We start from the raw sequence: 15,908 nt of genomic DNA, 5'->3' as shown, positions 1-15,908 counted from the left end.
CAGATTCGCAGGTACAAGCTCCTCTTCGTTTCAATTGATGATGTCAATGGGAGATGAGCAGAGGTGGATCAAGTGAAGAGATCATTCGTTTGGCGGAAAATGGTATGCGCTGTCATGGCGGCAGTTCTTCTGATAACGGGGGCTGCGGCGGCTTTAGGCACGGGGGCGAGGGAGGCGGACGCTGCGGGAGTGACGAATCTGGTCGTCAATCCGGGATTCGAGAATGGGCTGAGCGAGGACGGCATTCCCGTCGGCTGGGACTATAACGGCCCGACCGGGACGCTCAGCTTGGGAAGCGGCAATGGCAACGTTCATTCCGGCGCTGCTTCGGCAAGCTTCTGGAGCGGCTCGGATTACGAGTTTACGCTGACGCAGACGATCACGGGACTGGACGACGGGGAATACGTGCTCAAGGCTTGGGCATCCGGCAATGCCGGGAACGGGCCGATCGAGCTGTTCGCGGACGGCTTTGGCGGCGAACGGCTGAAGACGGATATCGTTAACGCGAATTGGGGAACGATCGCCCCATACACGGTGGGCTCGATCGAAGTGACGAACGGGCAAGCGACGATCGGGTTCTCCGTTGACGTCGCCGGGGGCTACTGGGGCTTCTTCGACGACGTGGAGTTCTATAAGGCAGACGAATCCGAGACGCCGGTCGTGCCCGACGAGTTCATCAAGGGCGCGGACATCTCGACGCTCCAATCGATCGAGGATGCCGGCGGGAAGTACTACGATAATGGGCAGGAGAAGGATCTGCTGGAGATTCTGAAGGACCATGGCGTGAACTACATTCGGCTTCGGATCTGGAATAATCCGGTGGAGGCCGGAGGCTCCGACGAACAAGGCCAGGGAGGCTATAATGATTTAGCCCATACGATCGAGATGGCGAAGCGGGTCAAGGAAGCGGGGTTGAAGCTGCTGCTCGACTTCCACTATTCGGACTTCTGGGCGGACCCGGGCAAGCAGGTTAAGCCGGCGGCTTGGGCTGATTTGGACTACGAGGGGTTGAAGCAAGCCGTATACGACTACACGGCGGATACGCTCGACGGACTGGCGGAGGAAGGCGCCTATCCGGACATGGTGCAGATCGGCAACGAGATCAACAACGGCATGCTGCTTCCGGACGGATCGACGAGCAACTACGATCAGCTCGCCGAACTGCTGAAGAGCGGCATCCAAGCGGTCCGGGACACGACGCCTGACGGGCAAACGACGAAGATCATGATCCATCTGGCGGAAGGCGGCAACAAAGGCAAGTTCCAGGATTTCTTCGACAACATCATTTCAAGAGGAGTGGACTTCGACGTCATCGGAGCGTCCTACTATCCTTTCTGGCATGGAACGCCGCAAGACCTTAAGACGAATCTCGACAGCTTGGCGAGTCGCTACGGCAAGCAGGTGGTCGTCGCCGAGAACTCGTACGGCTACACGCTGCAGGACGGGGACGGTTTCGCCAACTCCTTCACGCAGACCGCAGCGGAAGAGGCCGGATTCCCGGCAACCGTGGATGGACAGAAGGCGGAAGTGGAGACAGTGTTGAACACGGTGGCTCACGTACCGGACGGTCTTGGCCTCGGCGTGTTCTACTGGGAGCCGGCTTGGATCCCGGTTCCGAAGGACAGCGAAGGCGGTTATCAGGCTGGCTGGAAGAAAGGCGAGGGCAATGCTTGGGACAACCAGGCGATGTTCGACTTCCAGGGCAATGCCCTTCCTTCTCTCGACGCCTTCCAATTTGATAGGGATAATCTGCCGGCGGACGAAGCATTGTTCGCATACGCTCCGGAAGGAGTCACGATCGGCGTAAATAAGCCGGTGGAAGAAGCGGCTGAGGAGCTCCCGGCGACCGTTGACGTGCTGCATAACGACGGATCTGTCGTCGCGCAAGCAGTCGATTGGCAGCCGCTGGATGAAGATACGCTTTCCAACGTGGGCGACTTTACGCTGACGGGCGCGGTGGAAGGAACCGACTTCTCGACGCAGGTGACGGTTACCGTCTCGCCGCACCAGAATATACTCGTGAATCCCGGCTTCGAGACGGGCGACAACACGGGCTGGACTGTTGAAGGGACGGCTTCAACGGCGAGCGGGAAGCAGGCACTAGGCGACTCGTACAAGGGAAAGGGAGCGTTCAACTATTATTCGGCTGATAGCTTCGAGCTTACTTTGTCTCAAGAGTTAACGGACATCCCGAACGGCACTTATGTGCTCAAGAGCAAAGTGTCCGGAAGCGACGGCGGCGATGCTATCCATCTGTTTGCCATGACCGGGGAGGACGAATACGTCTCGGAACCTATCGTGAATGCCGGCTGGAAGGCATGGCAGGACGGCAGCATCACGGAGATTCAAGTCGCGAACAACTCGATCACGGTTGGATTGAGCATAGTCGGTACCCCGGGCGCGTGGGGATGGGTGGATAACTTCGAACTCTATCGCGATGTTGAACTGCCGGAATGGGGCGCTTCCAAAGAGCTTAAGGCGGCGCAGGCAACTTCGAATTCGATCAAGCTGAGCTGGAGCGGAGCGAGCCATCCGGAGCAGATCGCGGGCTATAAGATTTATAAGGATGGACAGCGGATCGCGTCCGTGGCGGGGACGGCATCGGAGTACACGGTGACCGGTCTTGCGGCGAACACGTCCTACCGCTTCAAGGTCGAAGCAAGCTATGACGCCGCCATTTGGACCTCGACGGGGCCGGAAGCGCTTCTCAAGACGAAAGCCTCTTCGACAACGACAAGTACGGGACCGACGGAGACGACGGAACCGCAGCTCCCGGCAGGCTTCGAGACTGTTCCGGCAACCGCGTTTAGCGGGTCGGGTGCGACGGTTACGTTCCAAGCGGCTGAGGGGACTACGTTCATTCAGCTTCCGGCGAATGTATCGCAATTGTTGAATGGGCGTTCGCTCACGCTGACGGCTGAAGGCGCGACTCTCGTTCTTCCGGCTTCCGTTCTAAAGCAACTGGAGGGCAAGCTGGCTGGGGACGGCGTCGTCACGGTACAGATGAAGCCGTTGGATACGAATTCGTTGAAGGAGCTGCAAGCGCAACTGGGGTCTCGAGCGGACATCGACTGGCTGAGCTCCGTCTATGACTTCAAGCTGACGATCGTTTCGAAGGACGGCGGCAGCGTGCAGGAGCTGAGCGAGTTTGCCGATCCGATCGAGCTTCGGGTCACGGCCGATCGGCCGTCCTCTACGGCGGGGATCTTCTACCTGAATTCGCGGAACGAGCCGGAGTACGTCGGCGGCAAGTGGGAGAACGGATTCTATTCGGCTAAGCTGAGCCATTTTAGCCGTTATGCGTTGCTGGATATCGACAAGTCGTTCGTCGATGTTCCGGAGAAGCACTGGGCTTATGAGGCTATTCGCTCGCTGGCGGCCAAACAATACGTGCAGGGAGTAACGGCGGACCGGTTCGAGCCGGGCCGCACGATCACCCGAGCCGAGTTCGCCGCGTTGCTGGCGAGGGCGCTTGGCCTTGAAGCCGGAGATCCTGCGGCATCCGGCTTCGCCGATGTGCCCGCGTCCGCCTGGTATGCGGCGGACGTGGCGGCGGCCGCCGAGCACGGCATCGTGGCCGGGCGCGGCGGGCAGCTGTTCGATCCGAGCGGGGAGATTACCCGCGAGGAGATGGCGGTCATGGCCTCGAAGGCAGCGGCGCTGCTGAGCGGCGGCGAGCCTGCGGCGACGGGAGGCGCGGCGGCTGTGTTCGCCGACGAGTCGCAGGTATCCGCTTGGGCGGCGAAGTATGTGCAAGCATCCGTGGCCTGGAAGCTGCTCCAAGGCGTAGGCGGCAACCGCTTCGCTCCGCAAGGGCACGCAACTCGCGCGGAAGCGGCTCAGCTCCTCGCCAACCTGCTTAAGCTGGCGAAGTAATACGGAAGGCGGCGAAGGGAGAGATCCCTTCGCCGCTTTTTGTTTGTTACGGCGGTGCTAGAGCGCCGAGATATTGCCGCAGGACACTATCTCCACCGTCGAGGTAGTGCTAGAGCGCCGAGATATTGCCGCAGGACACTAACTCGGCCACCGAAGCGGTGCCAGCACGCCGAGATGTTACCGTACGACACGATCTCCGCCACCGAAACGGTGCCGATACGCCGAGATGTTGCCGTAGGACACTATCTTGGTCGTCGAGGCGGTGCTGTAGCGCCGAGATGTTGCCGTAGGACACTATCTCGTCCGTCGAGACGGTGCTAGCACGCCGAGATGTAGTGTAGCTATAATCCCCCCCAATGGGGTGACCATGAGCACCCGAATTAGTCTCCACCGAGACTAATTCCGCCTCCCGGCCGACGAATACCCCCGAATTAGTCTCCACCGAAACTAACTCTCCGCCTCCCAGCAGACGTGTGCACTCGAATTAGTCTCCACCGAGACTAATTCCGCCACCAAGCCGACGAGCACCCCCGACTTAGTCTCCACTGAGACTAATTCCGCCTCCCGGCCGACGAACACGTCCGAGTTAGTCTCCACCGAGACTAATTCCGCTTCCCAGCAGACGTGTGCACTCGATTTAGTCTCCGCCGAGACTAACTCCGCCTCCCAGCAGACGTGTGCACTCGAATTAGTCTCCGCCGAGACTAATTCCGTCTCCCAACCGACGTGTGCACTCGACTTAGTCTCCACCGAGACTAATTCCGCCTCCCAGTAGACGTGTGCACTCGACTTAGTCTCCACCAACAGACGAACTCCTTCCTTTTCCCCAACCTCCCTTGCCAAAACATTAGAATGGTTACAATCGCGCCATATTCCCTCTATTAGAATGCGCTTACAATGTGCTTGGAGATCGAGCGTTTCTCGTTGTGCGCAAATCAATTCAAGGGAGGATTCGTGATGATCAAGAAAGTCGTTTCGGGATTGCTGGCTATGGTGCTTGCATTGGCTCTAGTCTGGACCCAAACGGCACAACCGCAGGTTACTGTGGCGGCGCCGACGTTCGCGAAGGGGGCGGACATCAGTTGGGTTCCCGGCATGGAGGCGCAGGGCTATAAGTGGAAAGACAAGAACGGCGTGCAGAGGGACATCATCGACATTCTGAAGAACGACTACCAGATCAACTCCGTCCGCATTCGGGTGTGGGTAAATCCTTCGAGCAGCTACACGAACGGCTACATGGACGCGAACCGCGCGGCGGCGCTCGCCCAACGGGCGAAGAATGCGGGACTCAGCGTGATGCTGACCCTCCATTACAGCGATTCCTGGGCGGATCCCGGGAAGCAGACGAAGCCGGCCGCATGGGCGAACTACACGTTCACCCAACTGATGGATGCCGTATGGAACTGGACCCGCTACGTAATGACGACCATGCAATCCTACGGCGTGACGCCGGATTGGGTGCAGATCGGCAACGAGACGAACAACGGGCTGTTATGGGATGACGGCAAGGCTTCCCTCAGCATGCAGAATTACGCTTGGCTCATCAACACGGGCAACAACGCGGTCAAGTCGATCAGCAGCTCGACCAAGACGATCGTGCATCTGTCGAACGGCTACGACAGCTCGCTCTTCACCTGGAACATCGGCGGGCTGATGGCGCAAGGAGCGACCTTCGACATCATCGGAATGTCTCTCTATCCGAGCACGTCCGACTGGTCGACGAAGGTGACTCAGACGATCAGCAACGCGAACAGCCTGATCTCCGCCTACGGCAAGCCGATCATGATCTCCGAGATCGGAATGGCGTACAACTCGCCTTCGACCGCCAAAAGCTTCATCTCGGATATCAAGACGAAGGTGCGCAACATCTCGAACGGCAAGGGGCTTGGCGTCTTCTATTGGGAACCGGAAGCGACGCCGGGCTACAATAGCGGCTATAACCTCGGCGCCTGGCAAGCCGACATGAAGCCGACGATCGCGCTGGAAGGATTCCTTAATTGAAGCGAACTAGTCTGAACGAAACGGAACCAGACTAGTAACCGAATCTAGCATGGATCGGGCGCTCGATCTCTCCGCATGAAGGTCAAAAAACCATTATCCCCTTGTTTCAGAATCGGCAGGCAGCTTAAGCCGTGTCGTCTTCTGAGCGGAAGGGATAATGGTTCTTTAGCATGGCTGAACGATCAGGTCTGCTGTTCGTTCTTCATATAAACGGTAACGGACGGGGATTGATAGGCGGCGAACCGGTCGAGAAGCGAACCCGGGGCGGTGTCGATCTGAAGGATAGGACGATGTTTCTCTTGCATGAACTGTTCCGAGAGCATGGTGTCGAAGAGAGAGGCGAGCGAATCGTAGTACCCGTTCACGTTGAGCAGGCCGCAAGGCTTCTTATGAAGGCCAAGCTGGGCCCAGGTGAAGATCTCGAAGAACTCTTCCATCGTGCCGGGACCGCCCGGCAGGGAGATGAAGCCGTCGGCGAGCTCGGCCATTTTGGCTTTTCTCTCGTGCATGGAGTCGACGACGATGAGCTCGGTGAGGCCCTTGTGCGCGATCTCGCGCTGCTGAAGGAAGCCGGGCAGAACGCCGATGACTTGGCCTCCTCCTTCAAGGACGGCGTCCGCGACAGCGCCCATGAGGCCGACGCAGGATCCCCCGTAGACGAGCGACAGCCCGCGGCGGGCGAGTTCGCTTCCCAACGCTTGAGCGGCCTCCTTGTAGACTGGCGACGCTCCGATGCTGGAGCCGCAGAAGACAGCGATTTTGTTCATCTGGTCAACCTCCCGTTGATTGGATTGGTCTTAGAGTTCGATTATACCTCCAGCTTCGCTCGCATAAAAGCGATGAACCGGGAAGCCTGGGGAACGAGGGAATCCTCTTCCCGATAAGCGAGGCTGATCGTGCGCGCCGGGATGGATCCGGGCAGGTCCCGGACCGCGAGCAAGCCTTCGGATGATTCTTTGATCACGCTGCGATAGGGAAGGATGCCGATTCCGATGCCATGCTTGACCGATTCTTTGATGGTCTCGATGGAGCCGAGCTCCATGCGGATGTTCCAACGCAGGCCGTTATTCCGGGCCCATCGTTCCGCCAGCTCGCGCGAAGTGGAGCCGGGCTCGTGAACGAGGAACGGCTCCATCCGCAGCTCCTCCACGGTAAGCGATCGGCGAGTGGCAAGCGGATGGCGGGGAGAGAGCACGAGCTTCAGCTCGTCGCTCGCAAGCCGAACGACATTCAGCCCGGGAACGGGCTCGTCGGGAAGGGAGACGACCGCCACGTCGATCTCGTAGCCGGCGAGCATGCCAAGCACCTCGCCGGCTTGCTTGACCGTCAAGAGAGGCAGCGTCTGCGGGTAAAGCTCCTGGAACTCCGCGAGGTACGCGGGGAGAAAATAAGTGGCGGGGGTGTAGCTCGCCCCGATCCGCAGCTTGCCCCGCCCCTGCTCCTTATAGTCGCGCATGAGCTGTTCGGCTTCCTCGACGAGCGTCGAGATTTTGCGCGCGTAGGGAAGCAGGCCCTCTCCCGCGAGAGTGAGCGTGAGCCTGCCAGCCTGCTTGCGGAACAGCTCGACCCCGAACGTCTCCTCCAGCTTCTTCAGATGGAAGCTGACCGTCGGCTGCTTCAGGCCGAGCTCCGCCGCGGCCTCGGTAATCGTCCGGCAGGCCGCTGTTTTCTCGAACACTCTCAATTGCTGCACGTTCATCGTGACTCCTCCATCGTATCGCCTATCTCGGGGCCTACTTTTCACAATATAGAATCTATCGATGAAATTATCAATATCCATAGAAGTTATTTAATTTACAATTATCATCCCGATTACAATCGAATGACAATCCCCCGGTAAATTGGATGTAGGTCATCCAAATACATGGGGGAGGTTCACAATGAACACTCGGAACACGACTATTCTGGCAGCCGCGGCGCTGCTCGGACTGACGGCGGTAGCATCGGCATGCGGCAATTCGAACAACAGCTCGAACTCGAACGCGGCAGCTTCTCCGGAACCGACGGTATCCGCATCGGCGCCGGCTTCGGAAGCGGCAAGCCCATCGGAGAGCGCTAGTTCTTCTACCTCTAACGGCAACGGCGAGACGCTGACGGTCTACCTGAACGACTTCGACGAGATCATCAAGCCTATGTTCGAGGAAGCAACCGGGTACAAGCTCGAGCTCGTAACCGGCAACGGAGCGGAGATCATGTCCCGGATCGAGGCCGAGAAGGGCAATCCGCACTGGGACGTCGTCTGGATGGACGCCATGCCTTCGATCGAAGGACTCGGCAAGTCCGGTCAGCTGCTGGAAGGATGGACCCCGGATAACGCGGCGAACCTGACGGACTTCGCGAAGCAGTTCGTGCCGGCTAACCAAGCCTACTATCCGACGGGCGCGCATGCGGCATCCGTTATCGTCTATAACACGAAGGAATTCGACGAAGCATCGGCTCCGAAGAGCTGGAAGGATCTCGCGGATCCGAAGTTCAAGGGAGTTATCGGCATGGCAGATCCTGCGGTCGCAGCGCCGGCTTATCCGTTCGTCGCTTGGTTCTTCCAAGATCAAGGCATGGACGGCGGCAAGTCCTACTTCGAGAGCGTGCTGAAGAACGGCGCTCACGTCTATCCGAAGAACCCGAATGTCGCCAGCGCTCTGACCGGGGGCGAGATCAAGGCAGCCGCTCTCCAGGAGAGCAATGCCTACTCCCTCAAGAACGGCGGCGAGCCGATCGGCATCGTCTGGCCGGAAGAAGGGGCTCCCGCCTCGGTTCGCGTGGCCGCGATCCAGAAGGATTCCAAGCACGCCGACGCGGCGAAGGCGTTCATCAACTTCCTGCTTGACCCGGCGACGCAGCAGAAGCTTGTCGACGAGGGCGAAGAAAGCTACTTCGAGCCGAGCGCGAAGGGCGCGACCGCCAAGCCGGACCGCGATCCGCACGCCAAGCTGGTCGCGGCGGATGCTCCTTGGGCCTCCGAGCATGAAGCCGAGATCAAGCAATGGTTCGCCGACAACTCGGTGAAATAATCGATGATCAACCGGATTTTCGCTTATGGGAACAGGACGGGCTGGCTGGTGCTGGCCGTCCTTGTTCTTCTTATTTTGCTGCCGCTTGCCGCCGTGATTATCCAGGTCCTGCTTCCGGGAGTGTTCTTCGGGAATTGGGAGCTTGGGGATTTATCTCTGCTGCTGGATGTATTCAAGAGGCCGCTTTGGTATCAATCCTTGAAGAACACCGTCCTGCTCGGTGTCGGAACGACGATCTTCGCAACGATTCTCGGAGGGGCTTTGGCGACCGTGCGGTCCCAATGGTCTTTTCCCGGGGCTAAGCTGCTGGACATGGCGGTCTGGCTGCTGATCATTACGCCTTCGTTTATTCTGGCCCAAGGCTGGGTCATGTTCGCGGCGTCGAGCGGCCTGGCGAAGCAATGGCTCGGCTGGGACTGGGTTCATTCCGCCGTGTTCACGCCCGTAGGACTCATCGCGATCATGTCGCTAAGCAAGTTTCCCTTTGCTTATTTGGCGGTGCATTCTGCTCTGGAATGGAAGGTCGACCGGCTGGGCGAGGCTGCCCGGCTCAACGGAGGCCGTCCGTGGACGGTGTGGCGCACGATTCAGATGCCGCTGCTGCTGCCCGCTTATTGCTCGGGAGCGATGCTCGTCTTCATGGATACGGTCGGGGATTTCGGCCTGCCGGCTTCGATCGCCGCGGTATTCCGGTTCCCGACGCTGCCTTATTCGATCTATTCGGCGTTATACACGTCCCCGATCCGCTTCGATATGGCGGGCGTGCTGTCGTTCTACCTGGTGCTCATGATCGCGCTCGCGATGAGCGTGCAATTCTACGTGCTGCGCAAGTCGCGCTTCGACTTCTTGAACTCGAGGGCGACAAGGTCGGAGCCGAGACAGCCAACGCGGGGAAAATGGGGCATGGCGGCGGGCAACGTCGTTCTGCTTCTTCTGGTGGCGGGCATTCCCTTTGGCTCCAACCTGATGACTTCGATCACCCGGTCGAACGGATCCGCCGGCGCTTCGTTTACCCTCGATCATTATCGCAAGCTGTTCGAGAACGGAGGCCAGCTGACGGGAGGGCTTGTACACTCGCTGGAGATCGCGGCGGGCGCGGCTCTTGTCGGCCTTCTCGTCGGGTTCTTCGTCTCTTATGTCCTGACCTTCTCGAGATTCGCGCTTAAGCAGACGGTGGACGTGATCTCCCTGATCTCGCTTGCCGTGCCGGGCGTCGTGCTCGGGATCGGCTATATTTTCATCTGGAACCAGGCCTGGCTGGAGAGAATCGGACTGCTGCTCTACGGAAAACCCGGCATTCTTATCTTGGCGAGCGTGGCGGGAGCGATACCGGTCATCACCCGGGTGCTTACCGGGGCGATGGCCAAGGTTCCGGCGGGCCTGCTGTCCGCCGCCCAGATGCAAGGCGCCGGGTTCGGCAGAAGGCTGGCGACCATCGTCGTTCCTCTGCTTCGTTCGGCGCTGGTGTCAGCGGGGCTGGCGGCGTTCGGAGCGGCGGTGTTTGACCTGGCGACGACCTCGATTCTGTTCCCGCCGAACTTCATGACGCTGCCGGTCGTGATCAACAAGGCATTCGAGGATCTGAAGTTCGGCTATGCGGCAGCGGCGACGCTGACGGGAGGGGGAGTCGTGATCGCGACGATCATGCTCTTCGAATGGCTGCTTAAGCCGAAGAAAATCAAGAGGGCAAGGAGCGACGCACGATGACGACGATATTGGAAGTGAACGGACTGCATAAAACGTTCGGTTCGCACGCGGCTCTCAAAGGAACCAGCTTCCGCGTGTCCGCCGGAGAGATCATCAGCGTGCTCGGACCGTCGGGCTGCGGCAAGTCGACGCTTCTGCAGCTGATCGCGGGGCTGCAGCAGCCGGACTCGGGAGAGATTCGGCTGCGCGGCGAAGTGGTGTCGTCGGCGTCGAAGCTCGTTGCGCCGGAGAAGCGCGGCATCAACATGGTGTTCCAGGATTACGCGCTGTGGCCGCATATGTCTCTGTTCGACAATGTCGCTTACGGACTGAAGCGGAGGAAGGCGAGCGCGGGCGACATTCGGAAGAAGGTCGGCGAGCTGCTCGCGCTGCTGCGGCTCGAAGGGCTGCAGGATCGGCTGCCGGCGCAGCTGTCCGGCGGACAGCAGCAGCGCGTGGCGATCGCGCGGGCGCTGGCGACGGAGCCGGACTTGCTCCTGCTCGACGAGCCGCTGTCGAACCTCGACATGCGACTGCGCGTCGAGATGAGAACCGAGATGGCGTATTTGTTCCGCAAGCTCGGGACGACGGTTTTCCACGTGACGCACGATCCGGAAGAAGCGTTCGCGATGGCGGATCGGCTCGTCATCATGCGGGGCGGGGCGATCGATCAGATCGATACGCCTGAGGCCTGCTACGGGCTGCCCGCCACGAAATCGGCAGCCTCCCTGCTGGGAGCCGCGAATCGGATGGCGGGGAGCTTCGAGGCGACCGCCTTCGGCGCGACGATCCGGGCGGGAGAAAGCTCGCTGCGCGGAACCGTGCCGGGCGAGGCTTGGAGCGGCAGCGAGCGCGGAGACGCGGTGGCTTTGTTCCGGCCGGAGGCGGCCTTATGGAGAGAGGATAGCTGGCAGGATAGCTGGCAGGCCGATTCCGTTTCGGTTCTTGGAAGCTGCTCGGTGACTTCGGAAGAGACGGCTGCGGGCGAAGAGGTCGCGGCTCCTCCGGGCGCATCGGGATATTCGGGAAATTCGGGTACTTCGGGTACTTCGGGAATTCAGGCTGCAGGGACGCATTCGGTTGCTAATCATATTCTCGTAGAGGTCGTCCATAGCTCGTTCGAGGGAAGCCGTTGGCGCGTGCTCGGCGAGACTCGCGCGGGGGAGAAGCTGACCTTTTTCCACGAAACAGCTCTTGCGATCGGGTCTCGCGGCTATCTCGAGATCGAATCCTCTCATGTCTATATCTATTCGGAGAAGGAAGAAAGGTAGATTCGCATGTCTCGCATCTTGGCGATATCGGATATTCACGGCCATGCGGAAGGAGCCCGCAAGCTGCTCCATGCGGCGGGCTACGTTCCCGGACGGGATGAGCTTTATCTTCTAGGCGACTTTATCGATTGGGATTCGCGCACCTGGCGGGCGCTTGCTTATATACGGCAGCTGGTTGCGGAGGGGGCGCGGGCTGTGCTCGGCAATATGGAGCGTTGGCTGCTCGACGCGGATGACGAAGAGCGGGCGGGAGCGGTATCGGCGGAGGAGCTGGAGTTCCTGCGCAAGACACCGCTCTATATCCGGCGCGCGCCTTATCTCTTCGTGCATGCCGGCATCCGTCCCGGCGTCGAGCTGGATCGGCAGGAAGCCTCCGACTTGATCGGAATCCGCAAGGACTTCTGGGGCGCCGACGGCCACTTGCCCTTCACGGTCGTGTTCGGCCACACGCCGACGAACAAGATCGGCGCCCCGGCCGGGGAGATCTGGCGCGGGCCGAACAAACTCGGCATCGACACGGGCGCCAAGCATGGCTGCCGCCTGACCTTGGCCGATCTGACCAACCGCAAGGCGTATTCCTGCTCCACGGATGACGCGGGCTTGGGGTTATACCGAGACCTTCGGCAAACTTCGTGGAAATAGATGAAGCAAAAAAAGAACCGTTATCCCTCTTGCTCAGGACTCGCGGCCGCTGCTTAGCGGATCGGCGATTCTGAGCGAATGGGATAGCGCTTCTTTGGTTTGTTTATCGGGTTATTGAACTTTGTTCAATAACGACATCCGATCACCCGCCTGTAGCCGAGTGCTGCCTGTCAAATGAGTACTAGTTACTCAACTAGCCCGCAACTAGCCGAGTGCTGCCTGTCAAATGAGTACTAGTTACTCAACTAACCAGCTGTTAACCACATGGTGCCTCTCAGTTGAGTAATAGTTACTCAAATAGCCCGCCACTAACCACATGCTACCTGTCAAATGAGTACTAGTTACTCAACTAGCCAGCTTTTAACCACATGGTGCCTCTCAGTTGAGTAATAGTTACTCAAATAGCCCGCCACTAGCCGTATGATGCCTCTCAATTGGCTCGGTACTGCAGCCGACGAGCAGAGTCACAAAGAGAAAAACCCGCCGTCCCCGACAGCGGAACCGCGCCGCGCGCACGTCAACAAGGCAATTGCGGTTGCAGTTCTGAGCGAATGGGACAGCGGGTTCTTACCCTTTTGATACGCTTGCGGCGAATTAACGAGCCATTGCCTTAAACGAAGCTTCGGCGGCTTCCAAGGTAGCGTCGATGTCGGCGTCGCTGTGGGCGGTGGTCAGGAACCAGGCTTCGTACTTGGACGGCGCCAGGTAGATGCCGCGCTCCAGCATCTCGCGGAAGAAGCGGGCGAATTGCTCGCCGTCGGTGTTCTGCGCGTCTTCGTAGTTCGTGACCGGGTGATCGCAGAAGTGGGTCGAGAACGCGCCGACGATCCGGTTGATCGTCAGCGGCACCCCATGGCGGGAGGCCGATTCGGCCAATCCCGCCGTCAAGCGAGCCGCCTGGGCGTCCATCTTCTCGTAGACGCCCGGGGCGGCCAGCACGTCGAGGCAGGCGATGCCCGCCGCGACGGAAGCCGGGTTGCCCGCCATCGTGCCGGCCTGATAGGCGGGACCGAGCGGCGCGACTTGCTCCATGACCTCGCGCCGTCCGCCGTAGGCGCCGATCGGCAGGCCGCCGCCGATGATCTTGCCGAGGGCGGTCAGGTCGGGCTCGATCGCCGCGCGGTCAGGGAAGGCGGCGAACGTCTGCGTCGTGCCGTAATGGAAGCGGAACGCCGTGATGACCTCGTCATAGATGACGAGGGCTCCGGCTTCGCGCGCCAGGCGGCAGACGTCTTCCAAGAAGCCCGGCTTCGGCATGACCATGCCGAAGTTGCCGACGATCGGCTCGACGAGCACGGCGGCGACGTCGTCGCCCCAGCGCTCGAGCGCCAGCTTCAGCCCGTCCGTCTCGTTGAACGGGACGGTGATGACCTCGCTGGCGATGCTGACCGGAATGCCCGCGCTGTCGGGAATGCCGAGCGTCGAGGGGCCGGAGCCTGCCGCGACGAGAACGAGGTCCGAGTGGCCGTGGTAGCAGCCGGCGAACTTGATGATCTTGGTACGCTTCGTCGCCGCTCGGGCGACGCGGATCGTCGTCATGACCGCTTCCGTGCCGGAGTTGACGAAGCGGACCTTGTCCAGCGAAGGAATGGCTTCCTTCAGCTTGCGGGCAAGGGTAATTTCCAGCTCCGTCGCCGTGCCGTACAGCGTGCCGTTCTGGGCGGCGCGAACGATGGCGTCGGTCACATGCGGATGGGCATGTCCGGTAATGATCGGGCCGAAAGCGGCCAGATAATCGATGTACTTGTTGCCGTCGGCGTCATAGAAGTAAGCGCCTTGAGCCCGTTCCATGAAGACGGGCGCTCCTCCGCCGACAGCTTTGAACGAACGGGACGGGCTGTTGACCCCGCCGACGATGTGCTGCTTCGCTTCCTCGTATAGTTGAGCGGATCTTACGCGTGGTTGCATATCGAATAGTTCCTCCTTGATCGGGCAGACGATAGAAGTTGATTGGGCCCGAGGATAAGGGGCACTAGCCCGAACGCCCTCGTCCCGGAATCTGTCCTTCCTCATCTTACACCTAATTTTCGCGAGAAGGTACTGCTTGGACGTATCCGTCCCCTCCATAGGACGATTCCGTTCCGTTGAAAGCACGATCCCGTCTCGATGGAATGCGCGCTCTTGTCCCGCCATAACGGCGTATCCCCATATCCGAGACGGACGGAATCATCCAATCCACCAATCCTCCAATCCACCAATCCTCCAATTTATCCAATCCTCGCCCTCCCCGGCACAGAGAAAGGACCGTCGCACTTCGACGGTCCCCGCGCATGACGCTTATTTCGTTGAAGAATCGGAAGCCGAAGCCGAACCGGAAGCGGAAGGCGATGGGGATGCTTCCGTCTGGTCCTTGTTCAGCACTTCCTGAACGTATCCCTTCAGGGCGTCTTCGTCCTTGACTCCCAGAACCGAAGCTCCACCGACGTCTTTCTCGGAGATGAGCTCCATTGGAGGAACTTGGGCGGAGCCCGCTTGGTGGGATTTGTAGCCGAGACTCGCGAGCTTCAGCATATCCGTACCAGACAGGTTGGTCTCGATGTACGGGCTGACGTCGCCGAGAATGTCCGGCAGCTTGACGAGGTTCCAGCCGCTCTTCAGCTTATCCGCTACCGCGCCGAGGAAGGCGCGTTGGCGTTCCGTACGCGTGAAGTCGGACATGGCGTCATGACGGAAGCGCACGTATTGCAGCGCGTGATCGCCGTCCAGATGCTGCTGGCCTTTCTTCAGGTCGATGTCGTACACATGGCCGTCCGCGGCGTCCGTGTAGTGCATATCCTTCTCGACATAGAAGTCCACGCCTCCGATCGCGTCGACCAGCTTGATGAACCCTTGGAAGTCGACGTAGACGTAATATTGGATGTCGAGACCGAGCAGGTTCCCGACCGTCTTCATCGCCAGGTTGGGACCGCCGAGCGTGATGGCCGTGTTGATCCGGTTGTCCTTGTAGCCGGGAATATCCACGTACGTGTCCCGCAGGATCGAGAACAGATGGGCTTTCTTCGTGACCGGATCGAACGAAGCGACCATCATCGAGTCGGAGCGGGCGACCTCGCCCTTGCGCAGCCCGCGCTCGTCTCCGCCCATCAGCAGGATGTTGACCCGTTCGGTTCCCGTCCAATCCGGCGGAAGCTCTTCCGGCTTGTCTTCGAATTGATTAAACCGGGATTCCTCCTTGGATTTATGGAAGCTCTCAGCCTGGTGGAACGCATTGTAAGTCCACCACGCCGCGGCGCCTATGACGATGACGATCAAGGCCAGAAGGGGATATACAATCCTTTTCCATTTCTTTTTTTTCATTGAAAATTAGTTCCTTTCGGTGATCGGGATAAGGAACGGCCCCCGCCGAAGTCCTCCGCTTGTCCTAATCGCAGTATGTTTAGCTTTATTAGAAGACATATTGTAGAATTATAAAGTTATGACG

11 protein-coding genes are annotated in these 15,908 nt (G+C 59.6%); 6 read left to right on the top strand and 5 right to left on the bottom strand.

Annotation, left to right across the window (positions count from 1 at the left end):
- The first annotated feature begins 63 nt into the window (after positions 1 to 63).
- Complete coding sequence (locus tag ELR57_RS12785) at positions 64 to 3,876, top strand: glycosyl hydrolase 53 family protein (RefSeq protein ID WP_126959470.1); 3,813 nt, start codon at positions 64 to 66, stop codon at positions 3,874 to 3,876.
- A gap of 447 nt (positions 3,877 to 4,323) precedes the next feature.
- On the opposite strand, the gene ELR57_RS12780 is transcribed toward ELR57_RS12785, so the two are convergent.
- Positions 4,324 to 4,680, bottom strand: a complete 357-nt coding sequence (locus ELR57_RS12780; protein ID WP_126959469.1) for a hypothetical protein — start codon at positions 4,678 to 4,680, stop codon at positions 4,324 to 4,326.
- Positions 4,681 to 4,866: 186 nt separating this feature from the next.
- Here ELR57_RS12780 and ELR57_RS12775 point away from each other — a divergent pair, with 186 nt between their 5' ends.
- Entirely contained in the window at positions 4,867 to 5,877 is a 1,011-nt protein-coding gene (locus tag ELR57_RS12775; protein ID WP_238162525.1) for a glycoside hydrolase family 53 protein, read from the top strand.
- Between the two features lie 182 nt (positions 5,878 to 6,059).
- Here ELR57_RS12775 and ELR57_RS12770 read toward each other — a convergent pair whose 3' ends face one another.
- Positions 6,060 to 6,644, bottom strand: coding sequence for an LOG family protein (locus tag ELR57_RS12770; RefSeq protein ID WP_126959467.1), 585 nt, complete (start codon positions 6,642 to 6,644; stop codon positions 6,060 to 6,062).
- A gap of 41 nt (positions 6,645 to 6,685) precedes the next feature.
- A complete protein-coding gene (locus ELR57_RS12765; protein WP_126959466.1) occupies positions 6,686 to 7,576 on the bottom strand; it encodes a LysR family transcriptional regulator in 891 nt (296 codons plus the stop codon).
- A gap of 181 nt (positions 7,577 to 7,757) precedes the next feature.
- On the opposite strand from ELR57_RS12765, the gene ELR57_RS12760 reads away from it, so the two are divergent.
- Genes ELR57_RS12760 through ELR57_RS12745 form a run of 4 tightly spaced genes read left to right on the top strand, consistent with a single transcriptional unit; the run spans position 7,758 to position 12,487 of the window.
- Complete coding sequence (locus ELR57_RS12760; RefSeq protein ID WP_126959465.1) at positions 7,758 to 8,888, top strand: ABC transporter substrate-binding protein; 1,131 nt, start codon at positions 7,758 to 7,760, stop codon at positions 8,886 to 8,888.
- Between the two features lie 3 nt (positions 8,889 to 8,891).
- Positions 8,892 to 10,595, top strand: coding sequence for an ABC transporter permease (locus ELR57_RS12755; RefSeq protein WP_192896569.1), 1,704 nt, complete (start codon positions 8,892 to 8,894; stop codon positions 10,593 to 10,595).
- Positions 10,592 to 11,845, top strand: a complete 1,254-nt coding sequence (locus ELR57_RS12750) for an ABC transporter ATP-binding protein (protein ID WP_126959464.1) — start codon at positions 10,592 to 10,594, stop codon at positions 11,843 to 11,845. The genes ELR57_RS12755 and ELR57_RS12750 overlap by 4 nt, the downstream gene beginning before the upstream one ends.
- 6 nt (positions 11,846 to 11,851) lie before the next feature.
- Positions 11,852 to 12,487, top strand: a complete 636-nt coding sequence (locus ELR57_RS12745; RefSeq protein ID WP_126959463.1) for a metallophosphoesterase — start codon at positions 11,852 to 11,854, stop codon at positions 12,485 to 12,487.
- A gap of 594 nt (positions 12,488 to 13,081) precedes the next feature.
- Here ELR57_RS12745 and ELR57_RS12740 read toward each other — a convergent pair.
- Together ELR57_RS12740 and ELR57_RS12735 are read right to left on the bottom strand one after the other, a co-directional pair.
- The gene (locus tag ELR57_RS12740) at positions 13,082 to 14,395 is read right to left on the bottom strand and encodes a glutamate-1-semialdehyde 2,1-aminomutase (RefSeq protein WP_126959462.1); all 1,314 of its coding nucleotides are present in this window, start codon (positions 14,393 to 14,395) and stop codon (positions 13,082 to 13,084) included.
- Positions 14,396 to 14,764: 369 nt separating this feature from the next.
- Positions 14,765 to 15,784, bottom strand: coding sequence for an LCP family protein (locus tag ELR57_RS12735; protein ID WP_126959461.1), 1,020 nt, complete (start codon positions 15,782 to 15,784; stop codon positions 14,765 to 14,767).
- Between the last annotated feature and the right edge of the window lie 124 nt (positions 15,785 to 15,908).

Origin of the sequence: Cohnella sp. AR92, assembly GCF_003990975.1 — a bacterium.
In the GTDB taxonomy this organism is placed as follows: Bacteria; Bacillota; Bacilli; order Paenibacillales; family Paenibacillaceae; genus Cohnella.
This window is presented reverse-complemented; position numbering and strand designations above follow the sequence as displayed.

Bases quoted from the DNA above. Each gene is read 5' to 3' on its own strand.
- ELR57_RS12775 (WP_238162525.1), top strand. From the start codon at position 4,867: ATGGTGCTTGCATTGGCTCTAGTCTGGACCCAAACGGCACAACCGCAG.
- ELR57_RS12735 (WP_126959461.1), bottom strand. From the start codon at position 15,784: ATGAAAAAAAAGAAATGGAAAAGGATTGTATATCCCCTTCTGGCCTTG.
- ELR57_RS12750 (WP_126959464.1), top strand. From the start codon at position 10,592: ATGACGACGATATTGGAAGTGAACGGACTGCATAAAACGTTCGGTTCG.
- ELR57_RS12770 (WP_126959467.1), bottom strand. From the start codon at position 6,644: ATGAACAAAATCGCTGTCTTCTGCGGCTCCAGCATCGGAGCGTCGCCA.
- ELR57_RS12765 (WP_126959466.1), bottom strand. From the start codon at position 7,576: ATGAACGTGCAGCAATTGAGAGTGTTCGAGAAAACAGCGGCCTGCCGG.
- ELR57_RS12745 (WP_126959463.1), top strand. From the start codon at position 11,852: ATGTCTCGCATCTTGGCGATATCGGATATTCACGGCCATGCGGAAGGA.
- ELR57_RS12755 (WP_192896569.1), top strand. From the start codon at position 8,892: ATGATCAACCGGATTTTCGCTTATGGGAACAGGACGGGCTGGCTGGTG.
- ELR57_RS12740 (WP_126959462.1), bottom strand. From the start codon at position 14,395: ATGCAACCACGCGTAAGATCCGCTCAACTATACGAGGAAGCGAAGCAG.
- ELR57_RS12760 (WP_126959465.1), top strand. From the start codon at position 7,758: ATGAACACTCGGAACACGACTATTCTGGCAGCCGCGGCGCTGCTCGGA.